The organism is Paenibacillus sp. J31P13 (genome assembly GCF_056269295.1).
In genome coordinates this window covers 605,952-630,175 of record NZ_JBWDNR010000001.1, presented here as the reverse complement: position 1 = coordinate 630,175, position 24,224 = coordinate 605,952, and the positions used below count along the sequence as shown (strand labels likewise).

General features: G+C 47.0%; 20 protein-coding genes. 1 reads left to right on the top strand and 19 read right to left on the bottom strand.

The window, feature by feature from the left end:
• Positions 1 to 13: 13 nt before the first annotated feature.
• The 16 genes from pknB to AC0YOD_RS02560 all read right to left on the bottom strand — a co-directional run bounded on the left by pknB (position 14) and on the right by AC0YOD_RS02560 (position 19,444).
• The gene (gene pknB / locus AC0YOD_RS02635) at positions 14 to 2,113 is read right to left on the bottom strand and encodes a Stk1 family PASTA domain-containing Ser/Thr kinase (RefSeq protein ID WP_475797689.1); all 2,100 of its coding nucleotides are present in this window, start codon (positions 2,111 to 2,113) and stop codon (positions 14 to 16) included.
• 5 nt (positions 2,114 to 2,118) lie between these two features.
• Positions 2,119 to 2,880, bottom strand: coding sequence for a Stp1/IreP family PP2C-type Ser/Thr phosphatase (locus AC0YOD_RS02630; protein WP_475797688.1), 762 nt, complete (start codon positions 2,878 to 2,880; stop codon positions 2,119 to 2,121).
• Positions 2,881 to 2,887: 7 nt separating this feature from the next.
• A complete protein-coding gene (gene rlmN, locus AC0YOD_RS02625; protein ID WP_475797687.1) occupies positions 2,888 to 3,934 on the bottom strand; it encodes a dual-specificity RNA methyltransferase RlmN in 1,047 nt (348 codons plus the stop codon).
• Between the two features lie 101 nt (positions 3,935 to 4,035).
• Entirely contained in the window at positions 4,036 to 5,544 is a 1,509-nt protein-coding gene (gene rsmB, locus AC0YOD_RS02620) for a 16S rRNA (cytosine(967)-C(5))-methyltransferase RsmB (protein ID WP_475797686.1), read from the bottom strand.
• Positions 5,541 to 6,506 carry a methionyl-tRNA formyltransferase gene (gene fmt, locus AC0YOD_RS02615; protein WP_475797685.1) on the bottom strand — a complete coding sequence of 322 codons (966 nt, stop codon included), beginning with the start codon at positions 6,504 to 6,506 and terminating at the stop codon, positions 5,541 to 5,543. The genes rsmB and fmt overlap by 4 nt, the downstream gene beginning before the upstream one ends.
• A gap of 4 nt (positions 6,507 to 6,510) precedes the next feature.
• Complete coding sequence (gene def, locus AC0YOD_RS02610; RefSeq protein ID WP_475797684.1) at positions 6,511 to 6,996, bottom strand: peptide deformylase; 486 nt, start codon at positions 6,994 to 6,996, stop codon at positions 6,511 to 6,513.
• 42 nt (positions 6,997 to 7,038) lie between these two features.
• Positions 7,039 to 9,531 (bottom strand): primosomal protein N', encoded by a 2,493-nt coding sequence (gene priA, locus AC0YOD_RS02605; protein ID WP_475797683.1) that lies wholly within the window; start codon positions 9,529 to 9,531, stop codon positions 7,039 to 7,041.
• The gene (gene coaBC, locus AC0YOD_RS02600) at positions 9,528 to 10,742 is read right to left on the bottom strand and encodes a bifunctional phosphopantothenoylcysteine decarboxylase/phosphopantothenate--cysteine ligase CoaBC (protein WP_475797682.1); all 1,215 of its coding nucleotides are present in this window, start codon (positions 10,740 to 10,742) and stop codon (positions 9,528 to 9,530) included. Before coaBC ends, priA begins: the two co-directional genes overlap by 4 nt.
• A 77-nt stretch (positions 10,743 to 10,819) precedes the next feature.
• On the bottom strand, positions 10,820 to 11,344 hold the full coding sequence (locus AC0YOD_RS02595; RefSeq protein WP_475797681.1) for a YfiT family bacillithiol transferase: 525 nt from the start codon (positions 11,342 to 11,344) through the stop codon (positions 10,820 to 10,822).
• Between the two features lie 100 nt (positions 11,345 to 11,444).
• Complete coding sequence (locus AC0YOD_RS02590; protein WP_475797680.1) at positions 11,445 to 11,981, bottom strand: NUDIX hydrolase; 537 nt, start codon at positions 11,979 to 11,981, stop codon at positions 11,445 to 11,447.
• Between the two features lie 282 nt (positions 11,982 to 12,263).
• Positions 12,264 to 12,473, bottom strand: coding sequence for a DNA-directed RNA polymerase subunit omega (gene rpoZ / locus AC0YOD_RS02585; RefSeq protein ID WP_102712332.1), 210 nt, complete (start codon positions 12,471 to 12,473; stop codon positions 12,264 to 12,266).
• Between the two features lie 16 nt (positions 12,474 to 12,489).
• The gene (gene gmk / locus AC0YOD_RS02580) at positions 12,490 to 13,107 is read right to left on the bottom strand and encodes a guanylate kinase (protein ID WP_475798344.1); all 618 of its coding nucleotides are present in this window, start codon (positions 13,105 to 13,107) and stop codon (positions 12,490 to 12,492) included.
• 13 nt (positions 13,108 to 13,120) lie between these two features.
• On the bottom strand, positions 13,121 to 13,381 hold the full coding sequence (gene remA / locus AC0YOD_RS02575) for an extracellular matrix/biofilm regulator RemA (protein WP_005548256.1): 261 nt from the start codon (positions 13,379 to 13,381) through the stop codon (positions 13,121 to 13,123).
• Positions 13,382 to 13,802: 421 nt separating this feature from the next.
• Positions 13,803 to 15,674 carry a bifunctional homocysteine S-methyltransferase/methylenetetrahydrofolate reductase gene (locus AC0YOD_RS02570; RefSeq protein WP_475797679.1) on the bottom strand — a complete coding sequence of 624 codons (1,872 nt, stop codon included), beginning with the start codon at positions 15,672 to 15,674 and terminating at the stop codon, positions 13,803 to 13,805.
• Positions 15,675 to 15,704: 30 nt separating this feature from the next.
• The gene (dapF, locus tag AC0YOD_RS02565) at positions 15,705 to 16,535 is read right to left on the bottom strand and encodes a diaminopimelate epimerase (protein ID WP_475797678.1); all 831 of its coding nucleotides are present in this window, start codon (positions 16,533 to 16,535) and stop codon (positions 15,705 to 15,707) included.
• Between the two features lie 122 nt (positions 16,536 to 16,657).
• Positions 16,658 to 19,444 carry a calcium-translocating P-type ATPase, SERCA-type gene (locus AC0YOD_RS02560; protein WP_475797677.1) on the bottom strand — a complete coding sequence of 929 codons (2,787 nt, stop codon included), beginning with the start codon at positions 19,442 to 19,444 and terminating at the stop codon, positions 16,658 to 16,660.
• A 178-nt stretch (positions 19,445 to 19,622) separates the two neighbouring features.
• Between AC0YOD_RS02560 and AC0YOD_RS02555 the strand changes: the two genes are divergently transcribed.
• A complete protein-coding gene (locus AC0YOD_RS02555; RefSeq protein ID WP_475797676.1) occupies positions 19,623 to 21,389 on the top strand; it encodes an Rqc2 family fibronectin-binding protein in 1,767 nt (588 codons plus the stop codon).
• A gap of 37 nt (positions 21,390 to 21,426) precedes the next feature.
• Here AC0YOD_RS02555 and AC0YOD_RS02550 read toward each other — a convergent pair whose 3' ends face one another.
• From AC0YOD_RS02550 to AC0YOD_RS02540, 3 genes are read right to left on the bottom strand one after another with little or no spacing between them, the layout of a single operon-like run.
• Entirely contained in the window at positions 21,427 to 22,395 is a 969-nt protein-coding gene (locus AC0YOD_RS02550) for a MerR family transcriptional regulator (protein WP_475797675.1), read from the bottom strand.
• Between the two features lie 2 nt (positions 22,396 to 22,397).
• A complete protein-coding gene (locus AC0YOD_RS02545) occupies positions 22,398 to 23,270 on the bottom strand; it encodes a PHP domain-containing protein (RefSeq protein WP_475797674.1) in 873 nt (290 codons plus the stop codon).
• Positions 23,261 to 24,172 carry a selenium metabolism-associated LysR family transcriptional regulator gene (locus AC0YOD_RS02540; RefSeq protein ID WP_475797673.1) on the bottom strand — a complete coding sequence of 304 codons (912 nt, stop codon included), beginning with the start codon at positions 24,170 to 24,172 and terminating at the stop codon, positions 23,261 to 23,263. The genes AC0YOD_RS02545 and AC0YOD_RS02540 overlap by 10 nt, the downstream gene beginning before the upstream one ends.
• Between the last annotated feature and the right edge of the window lie 52 nt (positions 24,173 to 24,224).

Genomic DNA, 24,224 nt, shown 5'->3' with positions numbered 1-24,224 from the left:
ATTATCGTTTGACTTATGGCTGCTGGTTTTGCTGTTGTTCTTCGACTGGTTCTTCATTGTCTGCTTCAACCTCTCCTTGCGTTGGCTCCACAGGAGGCGCCACCTCTTCACCCGGTATGGTCAAGGTGGATGAATTCGATCCATTTATGATTTCTGCATAAGAGATCGTTATTCTATCAATAAACTTATTGTCCCGCATGATAGTCAAGCTCGCTTCCGTATCCGGAGCTAGCATGACACTCACTTGAAATGTCTGCGTATCCTTGATCTGACGTACTCCCCACTCCGTATCTTCCCCGCGAGCATCGGAATAAAGGATTTTCACTTCACTCGTTTTTCCAGCTATCGCTGGTGATATAACGATATTGAATTGATGCTCCTTCGCATCCTTAGGAGGGCCAGAGCTTACGGTTACGGATATCTTCGATCCTTTTGCCACCTTCTCATTCGACGAAAAAGGGTCTTGTGAAACAACTTCGCCTTTTGGGTGTGCATAGCTTGCCGTTTCGAGAATATCTTCATCAGCAAGAACCAGATAATTTGATTTAACAAGTTTTTTGGCGTTTTCAATACTCAAACCAATCAGATTTGGCATCTCCACAGTCTCACGGCCCTTACTGATCAAAAACGTAAACGCCACGGTTTCTGGGTTGAATTGCTCGCCAGCCTTTGGTGTTTGCTCAAGGATTGTTCCAGCGGCTTCCTCACTGAAATCCTCTTTTTTATCAATTTGATCCGGCGTAACACCCATAGCAGTAAGTTCCTCTATTACGGATTGGAGTGATTTGCCGACATAAGTGCCAACTTCCTCAAGCTCAGGTCCGCTGCTCACCGTAAGTTGAATGTACGAGCCTTCCTTCACTCGCATATTCGCCTTCGTCTGGCTAATCACCTGATCGATCGGAACTTCCTTATTGTTTTCCTTGAGAACTGGCTCCTCGACCTTTAATCCGGCAGCTTCAATCATCTGGCGCGCTTCCAATATCGGCTTGTCTACGACATAGGGCACTTCTACCTCTGCAACATCCAGCTTTCCAAGAAGCCAGACGAATCCTAATATAATTAATGCCAGCACCAGCAGCGTTACGCCTACAACCGTAAGCGGTCTTTTCCAGCTCTTCACCTTAGTCTGCGGTTCATTGCTAACGACCGCTGTCTCAGGTTTAACAGTTTCTGCCTGTACGACCTTATCCTTAGCAAAAACCGTTTCTATATCGCCGCGAATAGCAGGCATGACTCGTGTCTCTTCCATATCGTTAACACTTGAAAATGTTATTTTCGATTCATTCAATCGCTCTGGACGCAGGCTGCCTTCCAAATCAAGCAGCATTTCATGAGCTGATGCATAACGTTCAATGGGATTTTTACGCATCGCCTTCAAAATAACATTTTCCACGCTCTGCGGAATATGCGGATTGACGGAACGCGGCTCCTCGAACGTTTCCTGTAAATGCTTCAATGCAACGCTAATCGGGCTTTCACCAAGAAATGGAAGCTGCGCTGTCAGCATCTGATAAAGCACGATTCCAAGTGAGTATAAATCCGACTTTTCCCCGGTATTCACTCCTTTAGCATGCTCAGGAGAGAAATAATGAACCGAGCCGATAACAGATCCTGTTTGTGTAATGGTCGATGAAGTCACCGCTCTCGCGATACCAAAGTCAGTTACCTTCACTCTGCCGTTTTTTCCAATTAAAATATTATGAGGCTTAATATCACGATGAATAATATGATTGTGATGCGCATGATCCAGTGCATCTGCTATTTGCATAGCAACACGCACCGCTTCGTCTGGTTGCAGCGGCGCACGTTCTTGTATGATTTCATTTAAATTATGGCCTTCAACATATTCCATTACGATATAATGCGTGTCATCCTCTTGCCCAACATCATAAATACTAACGACATTGGGATGTGACAGCGCAGCTGCAGATTGTGCCTCACGGCGAAAACGACGAATAAACTCCTCGTCGTGCACAAATTGTTGACGCAACACTTTGACTGCTACATTACGGTTAAGCAGAACATCATGTGCTTTATATACAAGCGCCATTCCACCGCCGCCGATACGCGTCAAAATTTCATAACGTCCGCCTAAATCGTGTCCGATCATATTCGTCACCCCTCTCGATTCGTAACAGCCGCTTCTTGCAGCAGAACGACGGTAATGTTGTCGTCTCCGCCAGCATGTAACGCCATTTGAATGAGATTTTCCGCTTTTGCATCCAATTCAAGCACCTCTGACATGACTGTTTGCAGCATTTGCTGCTCGTTCACCATGTTGGATAAACCATCGCTGCAAAGAAGCAATACATCCTGCGGAGACCAATTTACCTCTTGAACGTCAATTTCCACATGAGCATCCGTTCCGACTGCACGTGTAAGCACATTCCGACGCGGATGGTGGGCTGCTTCTTCCTCGCTTAGCTGACCCGATTTGACTAGTTCATTGACAAGAGTATGATCATTTGTTAATTGCTTGATTACGCCCTCTGTTATCTTATATGCGCGGCTGTCGCCAACATGTCCGATTATGGCATTTCCCTGTCTAACCAAAGCAGCCACGATCGTTGTACCCATATTGTGATAGCTCTCATTGCGAGAAGCCAGCTCAAATATAGCTTCATTCGCCTGCGAAATCGCTTGGCGAATGAGCATTTTGCCTTCTTGCAAGGTCAAATCCGCTTTGGCTGCGCTTTGCTCCAGCATTCTTCGGAAAGCATCTACAGCCTTTTGGCTTGCGACGTCACCCGCTTGATGTCCGCCCATGCCATCGGCTACGATGGCTAGCGTTATTCCGTTATTCAACTGACTCACCCAAGATTGGTCCTCGTTTACTTGCCGAACCCGTCCGATATCACTGCGGTTTGCCGTTAACAATCCGTCATCACCCCGTCGTTGACTCCATATGTTTCGCTCTTAATTGACCGCAGGCTGCCGCAATATCATGGCCTTGCTCCCTGCGAATCGTAACACTCACTTTATTTTGTTCAAGCACGCGTTGGAATTCGAAAATGTCCTCGCGAGGCGTTCTCACATAGTTGCGTTCAGGTACATGGTTAACTGGAATCAAATTCACATGACATAACATGCCTTGAAGCACATCAGCAAGCTCCTGTGCATGCTCAGCTTGGTCATTTACTCCGCCAATTAGTGCATATTCAAACGTAATTCTGCGGCCAGTCTTTGCAATATAGTTATGACATGCTTCCATAACATCTGCGAATGGGAAGCGACGGTTAACCGGCATAAGCTTCGAGCGCAGCTTGTCATTCGGTGCATGTATCGAAAGCGCAAGGTTAATTTGCGTATTCTCTTCTGCAAATTTATACATGCTCGGCACGATACCGCTCGTTGAGACGGTAATATGTCGTTGTCCGATATTAAGGCCCTTCTCATGAATCATAATACGAAGGAATGCCATTGTTGCATCATAGTTCTCGAACGGCTCTCCAGAGCCCATAATAACGATACTGGATACACGTTCATTTGTTGCATCGAGCATTTTCTGAGCGGTAACGACCTGAGCAACAATTTCACCCGCAGTCAAGTTCCGTTTCAAACCGCCAAGCGTCGAAGCGCAAAACGTACAGCCGATTCGGCAGCCTACCTGCGTCGTTACACAAATACTGTTGCCATAGTTATGACGCATAATAACAGTCTCAATTGCATGCGCGTCATGCAAACCGAACAGAAACTTAACGGTTCCGTCCTTGGATTCAAATCTTGTAATCTCATCCAGCGTAACAAAACGGAAATGCTCTTCGAGCTTCTCACGCAATGCTTTCGACAAGTTGGACATATCTTCAAAGCTATTCACACGCTTCACATACAGCCAATCAAACAGTTGTCCACCGCGGAATGCCGGCTCACCGTTTTCTACCATCCATTGTTGAAGCTGCTCAAGCGTAAAATCATATATACATGGTTTCATTTCATCACACCTGTACCTTATAGTAGGGCTGCTAATAACTTATTACTCGCTGCCATCGATTTATTTTACCACAAACGTCCATGTTCAACCACAAGCCAGCGTTATGTACGCTTTACCATACGGGCTATATAGAACCCGTCACTGCCAAAATGCTGCGGAAGCAGCTGTGCTTGACCGTCAAATTCGTCGCCAACAACACCGACATTCTTCAGCTGCTCGACAATCGCTTCCGGCCAATTGCTATCTAACTGGAATTCAGGGTGCTCCTGCAAAAACCGAGCTACCTGCCCTTCATTCTCATCTTGTTCAATCGTACATGTGCTGTATACGAGCACACCGCCAGGGCGAACCAAGTCGCATACGGCATTCAACAAACGCTGCTGCACGGCTGTAATCTCTGCTACATCGCCTGCTGTTTTCGTCCATTTGATTTCAGGTTTGCGTTTAATAACACCAAAGCCAGAGCACGGCGCATCAAGTAATATGGCATCCATAGATTCTGGTTTGAAGCGTTCTGCCAGCTTAAGCGCATCTCCCGTAATCGCTTCGACATTCCGCAGCTTCAGCCGCTCGGTTTGATTGACGATTAGATCACGTTTATGAGCATGCAGATCATTTGCCCATACTTTGCCTTTGCCATCCATCAGTTCGGCAAGATGAGCACTTTTTCCGCCAGGAGCAGCGCAGCAATCCAATACCTGCATGCCTGCTTTAGGTGCAACAACCTCAGCCACTAGCATGGAACTCTCATCCTGTACACTCCACAAGCCGTCGCGATATCCGTCTGTATCAGCCAGATTGCCGCCGCGATTAATCGTAATGCCAGCAGGAGCAAGCTCGGATGGCTCTGCCTCATAGCCCGCAGCTTTCATCATATCGATTACTTCTTCTCGATTAGAGCGAAGCGTATTTGCCCGTACACTCGCATGAGGATGCTGATTGCCTGCCGCACAGATAGCCTCGGCTTTCTCAGGCCCGTATGCTTTCACCCAGCGACTAACAAGCCACTCAGGGTAGGAATGGCGAAGTGCAATTTGCGTAATAGGATCCTTATGCTTAATTTCACTAGCCTGAAGCTCCCCACGGCCTCTATCAATACTGCGCAAAACGCCATTCACCATTCCTGAAATGCCGGAATGTCCGCGCTTCTTCGCAATAGTAACAGCTTCATTCACCGCAGCATGGGCTGGGATGCGATCCAAATACAACAACTGATATGCACTCATACGCAGCAATTGATGCACCCACGGCTCCAGCTTATGCAGCCCTTTGGTAACAAAGCGGCTAAGCCAGTAGTCAAGCGTTGCTTGTCGCTGAATCGTGCCGTACACAATCTCCGTTACCAGTCCAGCATCAGCACGCTGTAAATTTGCCTCTTGCAAGGTACGGTTAAGCTGCAAATTGCTATAGGCTCCTGTTTGGGCAACCTTGACCAGTGCATCCATTGCAAGCTCACGCGGTGATTTTGCTTTTCGAGCTGATTGCTGCGCCGGTTGCTTAGCTTGAGCAGTCTTAGGGGAATTAGAGGATCGGCTCTGCGTCTTACCCGCATTAGGTCTGGACTTCGGTCTAGAACCCCCTTGACTCTTGCTTGTACTGTTTTCCGTCATACTGTGCCTCCATCGCCAAGCAGCGTACCTGCTTCAAGTCTAGCGCCTTTTAACCAGTCCCCGGCAGACATAGGCCTCTTTCCAGCTGGTTGGATTTCTTTAAGCACCAAAATGCCATCACCAGTCTGAACACCAATACCATTATTGTCAGTTGTCAGCACTGAACCCGGCGTTTTCGTCGAGTCTTTGCCAGCGGCGCTTCCTTTACTTTCAATAACGGAGCAGTTCCACACTTTGAATACTTCATTATTAAGATAAGTGAATGCACCTGCCATCGGTGACAATCCTCGCACTTGGTTGAAAATGGCACGGGCAGATTTGCTCCAATCAATACATTCGTCAGCACGAGTCAAATTAGGGGCATAGGTTGCTTCTTCATCCTTTTGCGGTACAGCTATCGCCTCACCTGCAATAATGGACGGCAAGGTAGTGCCTAGAAGCTCTGCGCCAGCTAGGCTTAGCTTCTGAAACATCGTTCCCGACGTATCCTCTTCGGTTATCGGAAGCTCTACGACACTGATCATGTCGCCAGTATCCAATCCTTCAGCCATATACATAATCGTAACGCCTGTTTTGCTCTCTCCATTAATAATAGAGCGTTGGATCGGTGCGCCTCCCCGATATTTAGGAAGGAGCGAGCCATGTACGTTTATACAGCCAAGCCTCGGAATCTCCAGCAGCGCTTTGGGCAATATTTGACCATAAGCGGCAGTGACAATTAGATCCGGCTTCAGCTCTTCAATTGCACTTACCGCTTCAGCAGAACGCATGCGCTCGGGCTGCAGCACAGGCAATCCGAACGACAACGCCGCTTCCTTTACAGGCGGCGGCGTCAGCGTTTTTTTGCGACCCTTCGGTCGATCAGGCTGTGTTACGACAGCTACAACATTGTACTGCTGCTCTAATAGCAGCTTAAGGGAGGGAACGGCAAATTCCGGCGTTCCCATAAATACGATACGCATGAAGCTATTCGCCGCCTTTTTTCTGTCTCTCCGAAATGTCGTAGATGCTCTCCGCCAAATCAGTAAACAATATCCCGTTCAAGTGATCCACTTCATGCTGGAATGCACGCGCCAAATAACCGCTGGCTTCCACAGTAAACGTTTGACCGCTGCTGTCTTGACCTTTAACGACAATGCGATCAGCACGAAGCACATCTCCGTTTAGATTAGGTATGCTGAGACAGCCCTCTGGTCCAAGCTGCTCGCCTTCCTCTTCAACAATGACCGGATTAACCATTTCAATTAAGCCCTTCTCATCGCCAACATCTACCACAATGACACGCTTTGAAATACCAATCTGCGGTGCAGCAAGGCCAACGCCTTCTGCGTCATACATGGTCTCCGCCATATCTTTTAGAAGCTTTTGCAAATTTGAATTAAACTTCGTAACCTCGATCGCCACTTCCCGTAAAACCGGATCCGGCTCTTTTACAATTATACGAATACCCATATTATTACCTTCCTTTGCGTTCATTAAAATAGTAATCCTAATTTATAATATAACTTGCGGGTCTACGTCAACACTGAACTGCACCTGCCGCTGCGGCGGACCGTCCGTAAATGGCAGTAGCGCCTTGCGCACGAGGGCTGAAGCATCGATGTTCCCACGATATTTTATCACACATTGAAATCTGTAGCGATCTTTGATTCTTGAAATAGGTGATGATACGGGTCCAAGCACCTCTACTGCCCTGCCAAAACCGCTGTTCAATGGCAACAGCACACCTTCATTCTCTGCAATTTCACGAAGCTCAGAAGCGAATTGCTCACTGACGGTTGAGAGCAGAGGAAGCTGTTCATGAGACATCGTTACAAGGATCAATCTGCAGTAAGGCGGATAACCCATCGCGCCTCGATGCCGCAGCTCTTCACTTACGAACGCTGCATAATCATGCTGCTGTGCTGTTAAGACAGCATAATGCTCCGGCGCATAGGTCTGTATAACAACCTCGCCTGGCAAATGATGTCGACCCGCACGTCCAGCTACCTGTGTAAGCAATTGAAACGTTCGCTCCGCTGCACGAAAATCCGGCAAATTAAGCGACGTATCTGCCGCAATAACGCCAACTAGTGTAACGTAAGGGAAATCAAGACCTTTCGCTACCATTTGTGTTCCGAGCAACACATCCGCCTTGCGCTCGCCAAATTGCTTAAGCAGCTTTTCATGGGAGTTCTTCTCTGTCGTGGTGTCGACATCCATACGGATAACACGAATGCCCGGGAAAAGCTTGGACAACTCTTCCTCTACACGCTGTGTACCTGTTCCAAAGTAACGAATATGTTCACTTTGACAGGACGGACAGGTCGCTGGCGCTTGCTCGGTATGTCCGCAGTAATGACATCGAAGCGCGCGGGTTTTCTGATGATAAGTAAGCGAGATATCACAGTGAGGACAAGCAGCCGTATAGCCGCAAGAGCGGCACATGACAAATGTGGAATAACCTCGTCGATTAAGCAGAAGAACCGACTGTTCTCCACGTTCCAGCCTTTGGGCAAGCGAGCTATGAAGCAAGCGACTAAACATGGAGCGGTTGCCTTCCTTGAGCTCCTCGCGCATATCGATTACCTCCACAGGCGGAAGCGGTCTTCCGCCTACACGATGAGGCATCGGAAGCAGCGCCGGTTCCCTGCCTTGTTCACTTGCAGACGGTGGACGACTTGCTGCTGCAAAGGATTCTAAGGAAGGCGTTGCCGAGCCAAGCACGACGGCCGCTCCATGCTGCCTTGCTCTTCGCACAGCTACATCTCGCGCATGATATTTAGGACTCTCCTCTTGCTTATAGGAGGATTCATGCTCTTCATCTATGATAATCAAGCCGATTCGCTCAAATGGCGCAAAAATAGCAGATCTTGCTCCTATGGCTACCTGAACCCTTCGACTGCGAATTTTGCGCCATTCATCATAGCGTTCACCATTTGAGAGCCTGCTGTGGAGTACGGCAACTGCATCACCAAATCGTCCTTTGAAACGCTCCACCATTTGCGGTGTCAATGATATCTCAGGTACGAGTACGATCGCCTGCTTACCTTGCTCTAAGCAAAATTGTATCGACTGCAAGTAAACCTCTGTCTTGCCGCTGCCTGTTACGCCATGGAGCAGCATCGTCTCAGGCTCTCCTGCATCAACAGCTCTGGAAATGCGGGCATAAACATCCTCCTGCCCTTCTGTCAGCGCCAAAGGGGTAGTTCGCTGAAACTCGCGACCCGCATAAGGATCCCGCTCTTGCTCAATTTCCTTGAGTTCAAGCAAGCCCTTCTCCGCTAATGAGCGCACACTCGCTGCTGATCCCCCAGCCTCTGCAAGAAGCGTCCCCATCGGCAAAGGACCGCCATGCTTCAACATATAAGCAAGTACTTCACGCTGCTTGGCTGCTCGCGAGGACAGCGCCTCCATGGCTTCACGCACTGCTTCCACATCTTGAGGCACAAAAACGGTCAAAACTTTTCGTATCGCTAATCGATCACGAATCGATGTATGCTCCACCAGCACGCCTTCACGTAATGCATTCTTAACACTCTTAGCATGCTGTGGAAAACGTTCAAGCAGCACATCCAGCTTAACAAGACGTCCGCTCGATCCCATCCATTCCATTAATTCACTAGGGAGATCCTCTTCTGCAGCTTCTTCATCCTGAACACCGACTAATCTCTCCGCCTTGCCCTTCAAAGCAGCAGGTATCATAGCTTGCAGTGCTGTCGTCCAAGAGCAGCAATATTTATCGCTCATCCACTTTGCCAGTTCAATGAGATCCGGCAGCAGCGGCGGTACATGATCCAGCAGCTCTGAGAGAGGCTTCAGCCTCTTCAAATCTACATCTGATGTCTCTACAAGGGCTGTAACGAAGCCCTGCAGCACGCGGGGGCCAAATGGCACACCGACGCGACTGCCTACTTCTATCCAATCCTCCATTGATGCAGGGACCTCATAATCAAACGGCCGATCCGTCTGGCGGCTCGGCACGTCAACAATTACTTTAGCAATCATTCGCCGTTCCCTCCAGAGGAAATGAGCCGCTCTGCTATCAACTCCATCAAATGACTTGCAACCTCGCGCTTCGACAAGATAGGCAGTGAAGCTACTAGTCCTTCTTCGCCAAATATTTGCACGATATTCGTATCACCGTTAAAGCCAGCGCCGTCCTTACTAACGTCGTTAGCCACAATGAGATCACAGTGCTTACGTCGCAGCTTGTCCATCGCATAATGCTCTACCCGTTCCGTTTCAGCGGCAAAACCAACCAAAAATTGACCTTTTTTACGTTTGCCGAGCGTCTCTAAAATATCAGTCGTCTTCTGGAGCTCGAGAACGAGATGCTCACCGTTTTTCTTTAGCTTCTGATCACTTATTTCAACGGCTCGATAGTCAGCAACAGCAGCAGATTTGATTACAATATCCGATTCATCATATGCATCCGTTACCGCCTCAAGCATATCCTTGGCAGATTCCACTCGTATGAGATCGACACCACTGGGAGGCGCAGCCGAAGTACGCCCGGCAACGATCGTCACCTGTGCTCCCATTAGCTGGGCAGCCTCCGCTATAGCAAAGCCCATTTTTCCAGATGAATCATTCGTTAAATAGCGTACTGGATCTAATCGTTCCATTGTACCGCCCGCCGTAACAAGGACCCGCTTACCTGCCAGCTTGCCGCTTCGTGCAAACCAAGCTTCAATTGCAGCTACAATATCCTCAGGCTCTGCAAGACGCCCTTTAGCGACATATCCGCAAGCAAGCTGCCCTGTTCCAGGCTCAACAAACATAGCGCCCCTAGAAGCTAGCAGTTCCAAATTATGAACAACAGCAGGATGCTCATACATATGCACATTCATCGCTGGCGCAATAAGAATAGGACAAGTCGCTGCCAGAACCGTTGTGCTAAGCATATCATCCGCATGTCCTCCGGCCATCTTAGCAATCACATTTGCAGTGGCCGGAGCGATAACAATAAGATCAGCATGATCGGCTAGGTTAATGTGAGAGACGACCGATGGGTCTCTCTCGTCGAATGTATCTATATAAACAGGATTACGCGAAAGCGTTTGTAAGGTTAGGGGAGTAATAAATTTCGTTGCTGATTCCGTCATAATAACGTGAACCTTCGCACCCGCTTGCACCAGTTTGCTGCATAGCGCGGCGCCTTTATAGGCTGCAATACCGCCTGTAATGCCAAGTATGATCGATTTTCCGTTTAGCATGGTATATCTCCTATCCAAGAAAGCTGTGTCTGCTGATTATATTTGCAAGTCGATTGCATCTAACAGCATGACTTCTGTTACCAGTCTTTCCGTTCCCTTAAGCTCTTAATTTGAGCAACATGATGTCTTCCATGCCATGATACAAATCCAAGAAAATGGGCTAACCCAATCTGACTGCCCTTCTCTGGATGATAGAACATTTTCTCGAAATCGGCAGCTTCCATGGAGCGAAGCAGCAGTACCCATCTCGCATAAATGCCCTCAATAATTGAGACACTGGCATGAACAGGAGCATTCAGACTATCAGCCGTTTCTGCCCAACGTTCTTCTTTGAATGGCTTTATTGTAGGATTTGGTTCCGTTAGCGCTAACTTGAAGCGCGAGAAGCTGTTCATGGAAGCATCTGCGATATGATGAACAACCTGACGAACCGTCCATCCACCGCTTCGATATGAAGTATCTAGTTGATTTTCATCTAAATCTGCAAGTGCAGCCGCGAGCTGCGAGGGTAAGCTTTCCATATCTGCAATCCACTGCTCACGATGCTTTACGGTCATTCCCTCAAACGAGAACCTTCCAATTGGATAACGTAATTTGTCCATTCCGTTCCCTCCTGTTCATTCGTCCTTGCAACTTCAACCACTCTCACTATCATACCATATGCAGCTTCAAAATCTAACCAGTCTTCAACATTTCAACGCATCATTTAAGTCCTATATTTTTCATGAAATGCGCCAGCTTATAGAGCTCAGCGATGTCAAAACGACCAATTTCCTCAAATCTCCTTACAGCCTCATCAAGATCTACGATCTCTACAGCAATCACCTGCTCGCCATCAGGAGGATTAGAGGGCTCACCAACAAGATTAACCTCTCCATATCCTACAAGCCTAACAAAGTTCGGATGAGGGATATGAGGCCTGTATGGCACATCGGCAAAGGAATGACATTTAAAGCAGCCAAAAAGCGTATATGAAACCAGCTCAGCTCCCAGCTCTTCCTTCACCTCTCGAACGAGCGCATCCATATGATGCTCCTTCGGCTCAAGCGTTCCGCCTACCAGCTCCCATTTGCCGTTATCTATTTTCATGACGACATATTGATCCCCCACGGTAGGAATGATGCTTATATTACTCACGGATGCTTCGTCAACTTCATAGTCTAAAGTGAAACAGTTTTCAACTGGTCCCCACACAATCCCATTCGACAATGCAGGATATTTATCAAGAGTGATCATCATGTCTTCCAACTTCCTTCTCAAAAATAGATAACGTTCATTATGTACTTACAATACGTGCAGTCATTAATTTTACTTAAAATCAATAATGTTTATCAATAATATGTTTACTTTCTTTAATCTCTTTTCGAAGCATTCTCAGATCATCAACGATACTGCCTAGCTTACTCGACATTTTAGATGAATCAATCGCATCCAAGACCAATCACCCTCCTCAAAATAAAAAACGGAGCAACCTACATCGCTGTAGGCACTCCGAATTCATTTTTGATTCTTGAAGAAGTATTAATCTTCCTTTGTAGCGAGGTTCTCAACTTGAAGGATTCCGCCATAGATTTCTTCCAGCGCCACACCTACATACTTACGGGAGCGCGGGTTTTTGAGCTCAGACTTGTCTCCGTTACGGAGCATACGCGCACGTCTTGAAGCTGCTACGACAAGCGTGTACTTACTGTCAACCTTTTTCACCATTTCGTCAATGGACGGATATAACATCGTTCATTCTCCTCACTCATGCTTTCTCGATTGCGGCCACCATGCCCGAAACATAAGGCAAATATCTTTCTCTGCGGCAATGCTCTGCAATGATAATGCTGCGAATACGATCACATGCACTATCTATTTCATCATTCAATACCGCATAGTCATAATGACCGAGCAAATTCATTTCTTCTACAGCAACGGACATGCGGTTATTAATGGAATCAAGCGACTCCGTACCGCGTCCGGTAATTCTTTGTTTTAGCTCATCCAAAGAAGGAGGCAGCAAAAATACAAATATGCCTTCAGGGAACTTTTGCTTCACCTTGAGCGCACCTTGCACCTCAATCTCCAAAATAACATCTTTGCCGCTTGCCAAAGTACGCTCGACAAAGTCACGCGGAGTACCGTAATAATTACTAACATATTCAGCATGCTCCAATAATGCGTCTCTCTCGATCATTTCTTGGAATTGCTCTCTGCTCTTGAAAAAATAATTCACGCCATCAATCTCACCCTCGCGCGGCGCTCTAGTCGTAGCCGATACGGAGTAAATGAGATCCGACATCTTATTCCGAAGAACGGAACAAACCGTTCCCTTCCCAACCCCTGAGGGTCCAGACAATACAATTAACAATCCCTTATCCATAATGCTCCCTGTACTATTCGTCGTTATCGTCATCCTTGGTAGATAGACGGTGTGCAACCGTCTCCGGCTGAACAGCCGACAAAATGACGTGATCACTATCTGTTATAATAACCGCACGCGTGCGCCGGCCATACGTTGCATCAATCAACATGTGTCTGTCGCGCGCTTCTTGAATGATCCGTTTTATCGGAGCTGATTCTGGGCTTACAATTGAAATAATGCGATTAGCTGAAACAATATTACCAAAACCGATATTAATAAGTTTGATAGCCAAGCCTGGTTCCTCCTCCGCCTGCGGTAATTCCTTGTGCAACTGTTGTGATGAATCCATTTTTACAGGTGTAACAGCTAGCGCCGTCCTCTGGCGGTTCGACTCCCGATTAAGGTAATAAATAAGCCCATTATAAAAGTGTAGCTCATGCATCTTTTATTATTGAAATAAATGAAATGCGACAAGTTCGGTATCTTGCCAAAAAAAGACAGAGCTACTGCACTAGTGTAGACATAATCAGTGCTGTGCATACCTGAAAAAGCAAGATTCAGCATGTATCATTGCCAAACTTAGATTGCAAGTCCCCGACATGCAAGAACAGCATGACAAGATAGTCTTGACTTATTTTAATTGATTTTAGGCAAACGAACAAGCATAAATGCGAAAACAAGCAAAAAAGTCGGTTTTTTGCCATCATTCTAACCTATTCGTTTACATTAGCCCTGTTTTTTTGCCACACATATTTTGTAAGCTGTACGCCCATATCGTAGAACATGAATGGTGTAATCAAATAGATTCCATTAAAATGCGGCATCGCTGCATCGAGCAGTTCCTTCGCAATTTGTACGCCTTCTGCTCGGCCCGCTTCACCTTCGAGTCCAGCCATTCTTTGCCGAACCTCATCAGAAAGCTGTATACCAGGCACTTCATTATGCAAATATTCGGCATTGCGACCGCTAGCCAGCGGCATGATGCCAATAAATACCGGCACAGACAAATGCTTTGTCGATTCTGCAATTCGTTCAATTAAGCTTGGATCATAAACAGGCTGGGTCATAATGTAATCTGCGCCTGATGATATTTTGCGCTCAAGACGTTGAACAGCCTTGTCTAAGTGCTTAACATTTGGATTAAATGCCGCTCCAACAACAAACTTTGCTTTTTGCTTAAGCGGTTTGCCCGAGAAAGCCGTTCCTTCGTTCAACTGCTTAATCATGCGAATCATTTCAAATGATGTTAAATCGTAAACAGAGCTGGAGTCTGGCAAATCACCAAATCTTGCAGGGTCTCCTGTTACAGCGAGCACATGATCAATATCCAGCGCATCAAGTCCCATCATGTGCGACTGTGTTCCAATTAGGTTACGGTCACGGCATGCAATATGGACAAGCGGACGAATGCCTACTCTTTCCTGTACAAGCGCTGCCAGCGCTATATTGCTCATACGCGTAACCGCAAGCGAGTTGTCCGCCATCGTTACCGCGTCTGCTTTCGCCTCTTTGAGCGCCGCTGCTCCGTCCATAAACTTCCGAATATCAAGATCACGAGGCGGATCCAGCTCAACAATAACAGTATGCCGCTTCTGAACAAGATCGATAATGGAAGGCTCGCGCTCTGTTTTTTGCTCTGGCTCCGTGATCGATACAGCAGGCTTAACGTCAATGATTTCCTGAGGTGCTTCAGCTGCTCCCAGTTGAACAGCCTGTGGAACATAACCGTCAAGCGCTGCAGCCATCGCCGCAACATGCTCCGGTGTCGTTCCGCAACAACCGCCGATTATTCGAGCGCCGCGATCTGCGAAGCGTCGCGCCATTTCCGCAAAATACTGAGGACCTGTAGAATACGTATATTTTCCATCTATATAATCTGGAATACCAGCATTAGGGTACACCGATAGAGGTAAATCAATCGGACCTGTAATAGAATCAACCGCTCGCAAAATACCATTAGGACCGCTTCGACAGTTGAAGCCAACAACGTCAGCACCCGCTTCTTGGAGCTGATCGAATGCGGCCTTCATTCCATTCCCGGCTTGTGTACGGCCAACATCCTCTACTGCAAACTGACAAATAACAGGGACGTCCGAAGCAGCTCTTGCAATGCGAAGAGCCAGCAGCATCTCATCCAAATCATAGAAGGTTTCGAGCAATAGCCCGTCCACCCCTTCTTCAAGCAGCGCATTCATTTGACGCTCGTAGGCGTCGCTGACCTTTGCTGTTCGAAGATTTTTTAGTTTTCCGTCGCGAATGGAACCAACGGCACCAACGACGTAGGCATCCGCCCCAATAGCAGACCGGGCAACACGAACGCCAGCACGGTTAATCGCTTCCATTTCACTTTCTATGCCGTATTTCGAGAGCTTCTCGAAATTAGCTGAGAACGTATTCGTCTCAATAACGCGAGCACCCGCTTCATAATAGCGACGATGAATGTTCTCGATTACATGAGGACGAATCGTATTGAATTCTTCGTAAGAAACGCCGACAGGGAAGCCCATCTGATAAAGATAGGTTCCCATCGCGCCGTCCCCGGTCAAGATACGCTGCTGAAGCGCTTCTCTCAAATCCGGTTTCATAATTTTCATTCCACCCATCTTACAATTCTCTTATAGACTGCCGCGGAAAGATACCGCAGCTGGTCCAGACATGTATACGTGATTATCGGTTTCATTCCATTCAATAAGCAAATCTCCGCCCTTGAGGGAAACGGTTGCTATGCGGTCAGTAGCCTCAGTGAGGACAGAAGCAACGACAGTTGCACATGCTCCCGTTCCGCATGCAAGGGTTGGTCCAGCGCCGCGTTCCCATACTCGCATATCGGTATGAGTACGAGATTTGACCGTTACAAATTCTACATTTATTTTACGAGGAAATAATGGATGTGTCTCCAGCTTAGGTCCCCACTTCTCCAAATCGAATCCAGCTGCATCATCCACGTAAATAACGCAATGAGGATTGCCCATCGAAACGGCAGTAAAACGGAATTCTCGACCATCTACTTCAATCGGATGCTCAATAACACGCGCTGCATCAATCGTCGTAGGAACTTGCAAACCATTCAATATAGGCTCGCCCATATCCACACGGACAGAAGTAACCGTTCCCTCTTGAATGGTCAATTGTACCTTTTGAGCGCCTGCTCCAAGCGTTTCAATCGTAATTTCTTCTTTATCGGTCAATCCATTATCATATACATATTTCGCTACGCAGCGAATGGCGTTACCGCATTGCTCTGCTTCTGAGCCGTCGGAGTTAATAATTCGCATGCGGAAATCTGCGATTTCGGAAGGCAAAATATAGACTAGTCCATCTGCGCCGATTCCAAAAAAACGGTTGCAAAGGGAAATTGCTAATTCATCCACATTAGCCGGAAGTTGTTGCTCACCTGATATTACAATAAAGTCATTTCCCAATCCATTCATTTTTGTAAAATTCATTTTTTTTGCCCTCTCCTTGCCGTATCTACCGGTATGATAAAACGATTATTTAATCCTATTAGCATATCGTAAAGCAAGGAGAATGGCTATTCATAATTTGTATCAACATTTGCATTTTTCCGCTATCTTGCAGCTGTTTGCGGTTTGATCGGCCACTTTGGATTTGTCTTCTTTTTCTTCGATGTTCCAAGCACGCTGCCAATCCCCATTAAGAAAGTAGGAATTCCCGCTGCAACAAAGACGAGACACCATTCACGGAAGTTAAGCGGAACGGTTTTGAAAACCGGCTGTAATGCTTCGATATACACTACCCCAATCATGAGCAGCAGCGACGAAATTACGGCAAGCACCAAATATTTGTTTTGAAAAGGATTGCGATGGAAAATGGAGCGGGAGCTTCTGCAATCAAAAACATGAATAAGCTGAGCCATGACAAGTGTCGTGAACGCAACCGTTTGCGCCTTCATGAGATGAGCCGCAGTGTTTGGTCCTTCGTTCAATGTAATCCAAAATGCGCCAAGCGTACAGACCCCGATCAAAATGCCTCTGCTTATAATTTTCCAGCCAAGCCGGCGAGAGAATATGCTCTCTTTGGCAAAACGAGGCTTCTGCTGCATCAGATCCTTTTCCGCCTGATCGACGCCAAGCGCCATAGCCGGCAATCCATCCGTAACAAGGTTTACCCATAGAATTTGAATCGGTACGAGCGGCAAGGGGAGTCCTGCCATCATTGCCAGGAACATGACAAGTATTTCACCCACATTTGATGCCAATAAGTAACGAATGAATTTACGAATATTTTCATAAATGCCTCGTCCCTCTTCAATTGCTGCAACAATAGTTGAGAAATTGTCATCGCTGAGCACAAGAGCTGAAGCTTCCTTCGATACATCCGTTCCCGTAATGCCCATTGCTATACCTATATCTGAAGCTTTAATGGCTGGAGCATCATTTACGCCGTCACCAGTCATTGCCACAACATGCCCATTTCGCTGAAGCGCCTTAACGATCCGCAATTTATGCTCTGGTGACACACGGGCGTAAACGTAAATGTTATCCACTAGGCGATCCAGCTGTTCATCGCTCATCGCTTCGAGCTGTCTGCCGCTCATTGCAATACCGCCACGCGGCATAATGCCAAGCTGTCCTGCAATCGCTTCTGCTGTCAGTTGATGGTCGCCTGTAATCATAACAGTCTTAATACCTGCTCTTCTGCATGTTGCAATTGCTTCCTTCACTTCACGGCGAGGCGGATCAATCATACCTGTCAATCCAACAAATACGAGCTGATTCTCCGCATCTGCCTCTGATTCACACACATCTCCAGCACGCAAATCACGGTAAGCAAGTCCTAGAACACGCAGCGCAGATTGCGCCATCAACTCGCCCGCTTCCGAGCATTTACGTTTTAGCGTAGCGGTGAAAGGGACAACCTTACCGTCCCAAAGCACATAAGTACAATGCTCCATCAACATATCCGGCGCGCCCTTCGTACAAATAAGACGGCCACCCTGATGAGAGACGACAACTGACATTCTTTTTCGTTCGGAATCAAAAGGAAACTCCTTCTCACGCTTATAAAGCTGTTCAAGCGAGGAAGCTGAGGAACCAAGCTTTGCGGACAACACCGCAAGCGCCCCCTCAGTCGGATCGCCCTTCAGCACCCACTCTTCCGACAATTCCTTACGTTTATTGCGTTTCTTGGTGTCCTCTGCCTCTACCTTCACTACCTGCGCATTATTGCATAAAGCACTTACTTGCAGCAGCCGTTTAATAGGCTGATCATGTTTAATATCGAGTGCTTTGCCGTTTTCAAATATGGAGCCGGTAGGCTCATAGCCCTCTCCGCTGACCTCTAGCTGTCTGCCGCCAATCCATACATGTGTCACCGTCATTTTATTTTGAGTCAGCGTGCCTGTTTTATCTGAACAAATAACAGATGCGCAGCCAAGCGTCTCTACAGACGGCAGCTTCCGAACGATCGCTTTCCTCTTGATCATTCTTTGCACGCCTAGCGCAAGTGCAATAGTCACAATAGCTGGCAACCCTTCCGGTATAGCCGCCACCGCCAAGCTCACGCCTGCCAAGAACATGCCATATGGGGGTTGACCATGCAGAATGCCTGCAACAACAACCATGATCGTCAACCCTACCGCAACGACGATTAGTATTTTGCCAAGCTGCTCCAGACGATGCTGTAGCGGCGTCTCCATCGACTCCGTTTGCTGGATAAGCCCAGCAATTTTCCCCATCTCCGTGTCCATACCTGTACGTATGACAACGCCTCTTGCTGTACCCCGAGTAAGCATCGTACCCATGAAGCCAATATTACGTTGATCTCCAAGCGGTAAATCTTCCTCAGCAATCGCTTCAGAGTGCTTTCCTACCGGAACAGATTCACCCGTTAATGCTGATTCCTCTACATAGCAGCTGTTTGCCTGTAATAAACGAACATCCGCAGGAATGCGGTCCCCGCTCTCCAGATAGACAACATCCCCAACAACAAGCTCCTTAGCGGGAATTGTCAGCAAATCACCGCCTCGTATTACTTTAGCCAAAGGGGCGGATAATTCTTTGAGGGCGCGCAAAGAACGTTCCGCGCGAAATTCTTGAACGAATCCGAGTACCGCATTAATAACGATAATGGCCACTATCGTAATCGCGTCCAAGTATTCACCCAGCAAGCCTGAAATCAATGTTGCACCCATTAACACGAGCACCATAAAATCTTTAAATTGATTCAGGAACAATAAGAACGGTGAGACGCGCACGCCCTCTGTCAATTCATTTCGCCCATTATTCTCCAAGCGATCTGCTGCCATATTCGTCGAAAGTCCTTGCTCAGGGGAGCTGACTAACGTGTTAACCAGCTCACTTGTCCCCATTTGATGCCATTTCAACTGTTCCATGGTATAACTCCCTCCCGTGATATGCCGAGCCAAGCGGCAACAACGCCAGCCCTCAGGACAGCCTTTATAGGGTAAATGTATTCGGACAGCCTATAAAATATCCCAACAAGGACTTAAGTTTTTGTCTCAACTATGGCATGATAGAGAAAGACTTACTTGAAAGAGAGGTGCAAGCACCATGGCATTAGACGGTATCGTTACCCATGCTATCACGCAAGACCTGCAGCGCTGTGTTGGCGCTCGTATACATAAAATTCATCAGCCCAGCGATTATGAGCTTGTATTCAGCATTCGAGGCGCCGGCACACAGGGTAAGCTGCTTCTATCAGCTAATCCCACTTATCCGCGTGTGCACTGGACCACAGGCAACTATGTGAATCCTATGATAGCGCCGATGTTTTGCATGCTGCTCCGAAAATATTGCGAGGGCGGACTGATCGAATCCGTACGTCAGGTCGGTCGTGAGCGTATTATTCACATTGAGATCAAGCATCGAGATGAGCTTGGCGATTTATCGAACAAGACGATCGTTATTGAGATCATGGGTCGGCACAGTAATATTATTTTGATGGACCCTTCGACAGGCCTCATCCATGACGGCATTCATCATGTCACGCCTGCAATAAGCAGTCATAGAATTGTACTGCCAGGGAGCACCTATATATCACCGCCTGATCAAGGGAAGGTCGATCCGTTTGAAATCATTACGGAGCAGCAATTCACAGAGGTTCTAAGCGCTACAGATGAAACTGCACCCATTCACAAACGCATGGTTGAAGCACTAAGCGGCTTCAGTCCTCTGCTTGCTAAAGAGCTGGTTTACCGGGTACAAGCCGGTGAGGAAACCGTGGATTCAGCTTCCGCAAAACCAATCGAATTATCGGCGCTGTGGAGCAGCTTCTCAAGCTTTATGGATGACGTGAAGGCTGATCGGTATACACCTGTTATCAAAACAGAGGAAGAAAGCGGAAAATCATTTTTCTCTATAACAGAGCTTACTCATATTCAAGGCGATACAACCATTTTTCCGGACGTAAGTGCCTGTCTTGAAGGCTTTTATGGCAACAAGGCTGAACGCGACACGGTAAAGCAGCGTGCAGCTGACCTGATTCGATTTGTTCAAAACGAAAGAGCAAAAAACGTTACGAAAATTAAGAAGCTGGAGGATACGCTCGTTGAAGCCAAAGATTCAGAAAAATACAGAGTGCTCGGTGAACTGTTAACTGCTTATATGCATCAGATCACACGGGGAGACACCTCTATTGAGCTTCTGAATTTTTACGACGAGGAGCAGGCGATGATCAAAATCGAGCTTGATCCACAGCTCAGCCCTTCCGACAATGCACAGCGTTATTTCCGTCGGTATACGAAGCATAAGAACAGCTTGTCTGTTGTCACCGAACAAATGGCTATCGCTTCAACGGAAATTATCTATTTCGAAGGACTTCTGCAGCAGCTTGATAATGCTTCTCTTGCCGATATCGGAGAGATTCGAGATGAGCTTGTGGAGCAAGGATATATGAAGGAACGTGGCCGCCGCGGTCCAAAAAAGAAAAAATCATTAAAGCCAACCTTGCTTTGTTACACCTCTTCAGAGGGGGTAACGATGTATGTGGGCAAAAACAATACACAAAATGAATACCTAACAAATAAGCTTGCCTCATCCTCTGACACATGGCTGCATACAAAAGATATTCCCGGCTCTCATGTGGTTATAAGAGGTGTTGAGTTCGGCAAAGCAACACTTGAGGAAGCTGCAATGCTTTCCGCACACTATAGCCAAGCTCGTGATTCCAGTTCCATCCCTGTCGACTACACGACGATTAGACATGTTCGCAAACCAAACGGTGCAAAGCCTGGTTTCGTCATCTATGACAACCAAAAGACATTGTATGTAACGCCGGATACAGCGCGGATAAAAGCTTTAGCTTGCGAGTTGAAATAAGCTTACAAGCAGACAAAAAAATCACGACTTCCTATTCTTATTGAATACGAAGTCGTGATTTTATTTTTTTCACAGAGCTTTCAGCATCTCCTGACACCAAAAACACACGCTCCGTTCCAGGAAGCAAAGCATCTTCCCATATAGCTCTCCCGCCTATAAATACATGCGAGGGCCAATTACCAGCCTTTATGCGCCGATCTAGCTCTAAAAGAAAATCATTTGCCTCCTCCAAATGCTTCACCAAGGAGAAGCTGAACGTAAAGGCAACAGGATGTACATCCTCCAAACAATCAAAAATCCCTTTTTCAGAGGGCATGATTCCCAAGTGAGCGAGTCGAAATCCCTCCTGAAGGGCAAAAAAGCCAAAAAACAATATGCCAAGCTCATGCCGTTCTCCTGGACCGCAAGCCGTGACAAACAGAGGCCTATCCGCGTTTGGACGAAATAAACTAAGAATAGATAATGTTTTGTCTCGGATAAAATGACTGCCAAAGTGCTCCTGATATTCGGATATTTCTCCGCGTTCCCACTGATTTCCGAGCTCTACCATCGTTGGTTCTAAAATGTTAAGCAACAAATGCTCTAGGTTGTGAATAGCAAACAATTGCTCATAGAACCGCTGTGCATTGCTGAGATCAAGCAACATAAAAAAATGCAGCAGCTGCTGAATCGGTTCATTCATATTTACAAGGTAAGGGGGATTGGAATCTTGAAGCATATTTTCGTTGCTGCTCAAGCCTGCTTTATTATGCAGAACGGTTTCTGCTTCTTTATTTTGACGGCCGCTCTTCCATTCCATCACAGCCATTCCAATAGGAACTCCCTCGTCTACTTGCTGCTTCAGCCAGAGCAGCGTCTCAATATGAGCCAGTGTATATCCGCGATAGCCGTTTGCCATTCTTTCTGGCAAAACTGCCTCATAACGCTCCTCCCATTTGCGAATGAGCTGTGTAGATAACTCTGTTCGCATCGACACTTCTTTTATCGTGTAGAGTCGCTGCGCCATTCTCATCGCCTCCAAGACGGTTTTAGCAGCTGAATCACGCCAACTTCTACCGTTCGGTTACCAACTGCGCCGTGAAAAACCAACCCCTGACGTGAGCCGTGAAAATCCGATCCTCCAGTCACGATCAAACCATGCTTCGAAGCAATGTGCTCATAACGTTGTTCATCATTTGCTTCGTGATCGGAATGATAGACCTCAATACCTTGTGCACCATAGCGAATTATCTCTTCAACGAGGGTGTCATTAGCATACAAACCTGGATGCGCTATGACGCTTGTACCGCCGGCTTCACGAATCCAATCAATAGCATCAAAGGGATGAACCCTCGGGGGATTGACATAAGCAGCCGCCCCAGTAGCTAAATAGCGGTCAAAAGCTTCCTTCATACTAGAAACAATTCCTTTGCGAAGGAGAACTTCCGCTATATGCGGTCGACCAATACTGATTGCTGAAGCTTGCAACGAATCTACATTGTTCCTTTCATGTGCAACCGAGACAACCTCATCCATATTAATTGCAATACCCAGCTGACGCAGCTTGTCCACGATTAAATCATTTCGACGATCACGAGTATCGCGCAAGCTAGCGAGCCGGCTCAGCCACTTCTCATCGTCATTATCCGTATAGTAACCAAGAATATGAATATCATGTCCATCAGCAACGGTGCTTACCTCCACGCCGGGTACTACCGTTATGTCCAAGCGTTCACCTTCAAGCATAGCTTCCGCAACGCCCGCAACGGTATCATGATCGGTAATAGCAATTGCAGAGAGTCCAGCAGCCTTCGCCAAACGAACATTCTCTGCGGGAGGCTGCATGCCGTCGGAAGCAGTCGTATGCGTATGTAAATCGACTAGTCCATGCTTTAGAGCCATTGCTGCAAATCCCTCTCTCTCAAAAAGGATAGAAACGTTACAGCAGAAATGGGTAATAACGCCGATTTCAAATAAATGGAATAAAATTGACGTTGGAATTTAGCATCGGATATTTTTATCATACGGATTAAGTCTAGGGCAACCTCATGCTTCACTGACGAAGAGGATACAAAGGAAATACCAAGACCAGCTTCTACCGCTGATTTGACAGCTCCAGTGCTGCCCAGCTCCATCACAATTTTCATGGATGCAGGATCAATATTTTTGTTCCTCAGCTGTTCTTCCATCACCAGTCTTGTTCCTGAGCCTTGCTCACGCAAGACAAACGGATATTCCATCACTTCTTCAAGCGTAACGGAGCTTCGATCTCCCAGCGGATGATCCTTTGAGACGATAAGTCTAAGCTCATCACTCATGACTGCCTCCATATGCATATCAGGATGATTAACAGGGGCTTCAATTAATCCGAAATTCAGCTGATGATTCAATATATCTTCCATTATTTGTGAAGTGTTCATAACCTTCATGCTTATTGTAATATGCGGATACTCTTGTCCAAAAGGACCTAGTAAGCGCGGTAAAATATATTCACCTATCGTCAAGCTTGACCCCAGTTGAAGTCTGCCTTTCAGCTGTTTCGTGAAAGCGGACATCGCTTGGTCTGTATCTCTTATTAGATCAATACTGCGCTGAGCGTAAGGCATAAGCGCTCGCCCCGCTTCAGTCAAATCAATTCGCTTTGTTGATCGCTGCAGCAGCTTAGTCCCAAAGTAATCCTCAAGTGACTGCACCTGCATCGTAACGGCCGGCTGTGTCATATGTAAAGCTTGCGCCGCTGCGGAGAAACTTCCTCGTTCCGCAACCGTATAAAAAATGTGCAGCTGATGAAAATTGAGTGCCATCGAAAAATCATCCTTTCTTCTTTTTGTATTATACTACAAACCTTCTACAGAG

Bases quoted from the DNA above. Each gene is read 5' to 3' on its own strand.
- AC0YOD_RS02570 (WP_475797679.1), bottom strand. From the start codon at position 15,674: ATGAAACCGGATTTGAGAGAAGCGCTTCAGCAGCGTATCTTGACCGGG.
- AC0YOD_RS02595 (WP_475797681.1), bottom strand. From the start codon at position 11,344: ATGGACAAATTACGTTATCCAATTGGAAGGTTCTCGTTTGAGGGAATG.
- gmk (WP_475798344.1), bottom strand. From the start codon at position 13,107: ATGGATAAGGGATTGTTAATTGTATTGTCTGGACCCTCAGGGGTTGGG.
- def (WP_475797684.1), bottom strand. From the start codon at position 6,996: ATGGGTATTCGTATAATTGTAAAAGAGCCGGATCCGGTTTTACGGGAA.
- AC0YOD_RS02555 (WP_475797676.1), top strand. From the start codon at position 19,623: ATGGCATTAGACGGTATCGTTACCCATGCTATCACGCAAGACCTGCAG.
- fmt (WP_475797685.1), bottom strand. From the start codon at position 6,506: ATGCGTATCGTATTTATGGGAACGCCGGAATTTGCCGTTCCCTCCCTT.
- rpoZ (WP_102712332.1), bottom strand. From the start codon at position 12,473: ATGTTATATCCGTCCATTGACGAAATGGTGAAAAAGGTTGACAGTAAG.
- priA (WP_475797683.1), bottom strand. From the start codon at position 9,531: ATGATTGCTAAAGTAATTGTTGACGTGCCGAGCCGCCAGACGGATCGG.
- rlmN (WP_475797687.1), bottom strand. From the start codon at position 3,934: ATGAAACCATGTATATATGATTTTACGCTTGAGCAGCTTCAACAATGG.
- AC0YOD_RS02590 (WP_475797680.1), bottom strand. From the start codon at position 11,981: ATGATGATCACTCTTGATAAATATCCTGCATTGTCGAATGGGATTGTG.
- AC0YOD_RS02560 (WP_475797677.1), bottom strand. From the start codon at position 19,444: ATGGAACAGTTGAAATGGCATCAAATGGGGACAAGTGAGCTGGTTAAC.
- rsmB (WP_475797686.1), bottom strand. From the start codon at position 5,544: ATGACGGAAAACAGTACAAGCAAGAGTCAAGGGGGTTCTAGACCGAAG.
- dapF (WP_475797678.1), bottom strand. From the start codon at position 16,535: ATGAATTTTACAAAAATGAATGGATTGGGAAATGACTTTATTGTAATA.
- pknB (WP_475797689.1), bottom strand. From the start codon at position 2,113: ATGATCGGACACGATTTAGGCGGACGTTATGAAATTTTGACGCGTATC.
- coaBC (WP_475797682.1), bottom strand. From the start codon at position 10,742: ATGCTAAACGGAAAATCGATCATACTTGGCATTACAGGCGGTATTGCA.
- AC0YOD_RS02550 (WP_475797675.1), bottom strand. From the start codon at position 22,395: ATGGCGCAGCGACTCTACACGATAAAAGAAGTGTCGATGCGAACAGAG.
- AC0YOD_RS02540 (WP_475797673.1), bottom strand. From the start codon at position 24,172: ATGGCACTCAATTTTCATCAGCTGCACATTTTTTATACGGTTGCGGAA.
- AC0YOD_RS02545 (WP_475797674.1), bottom strand. From the start codon at position 23,270: ATGGCTCTAAAGCATGGACTAGTCGATTTACATACGCATACGACTGCT.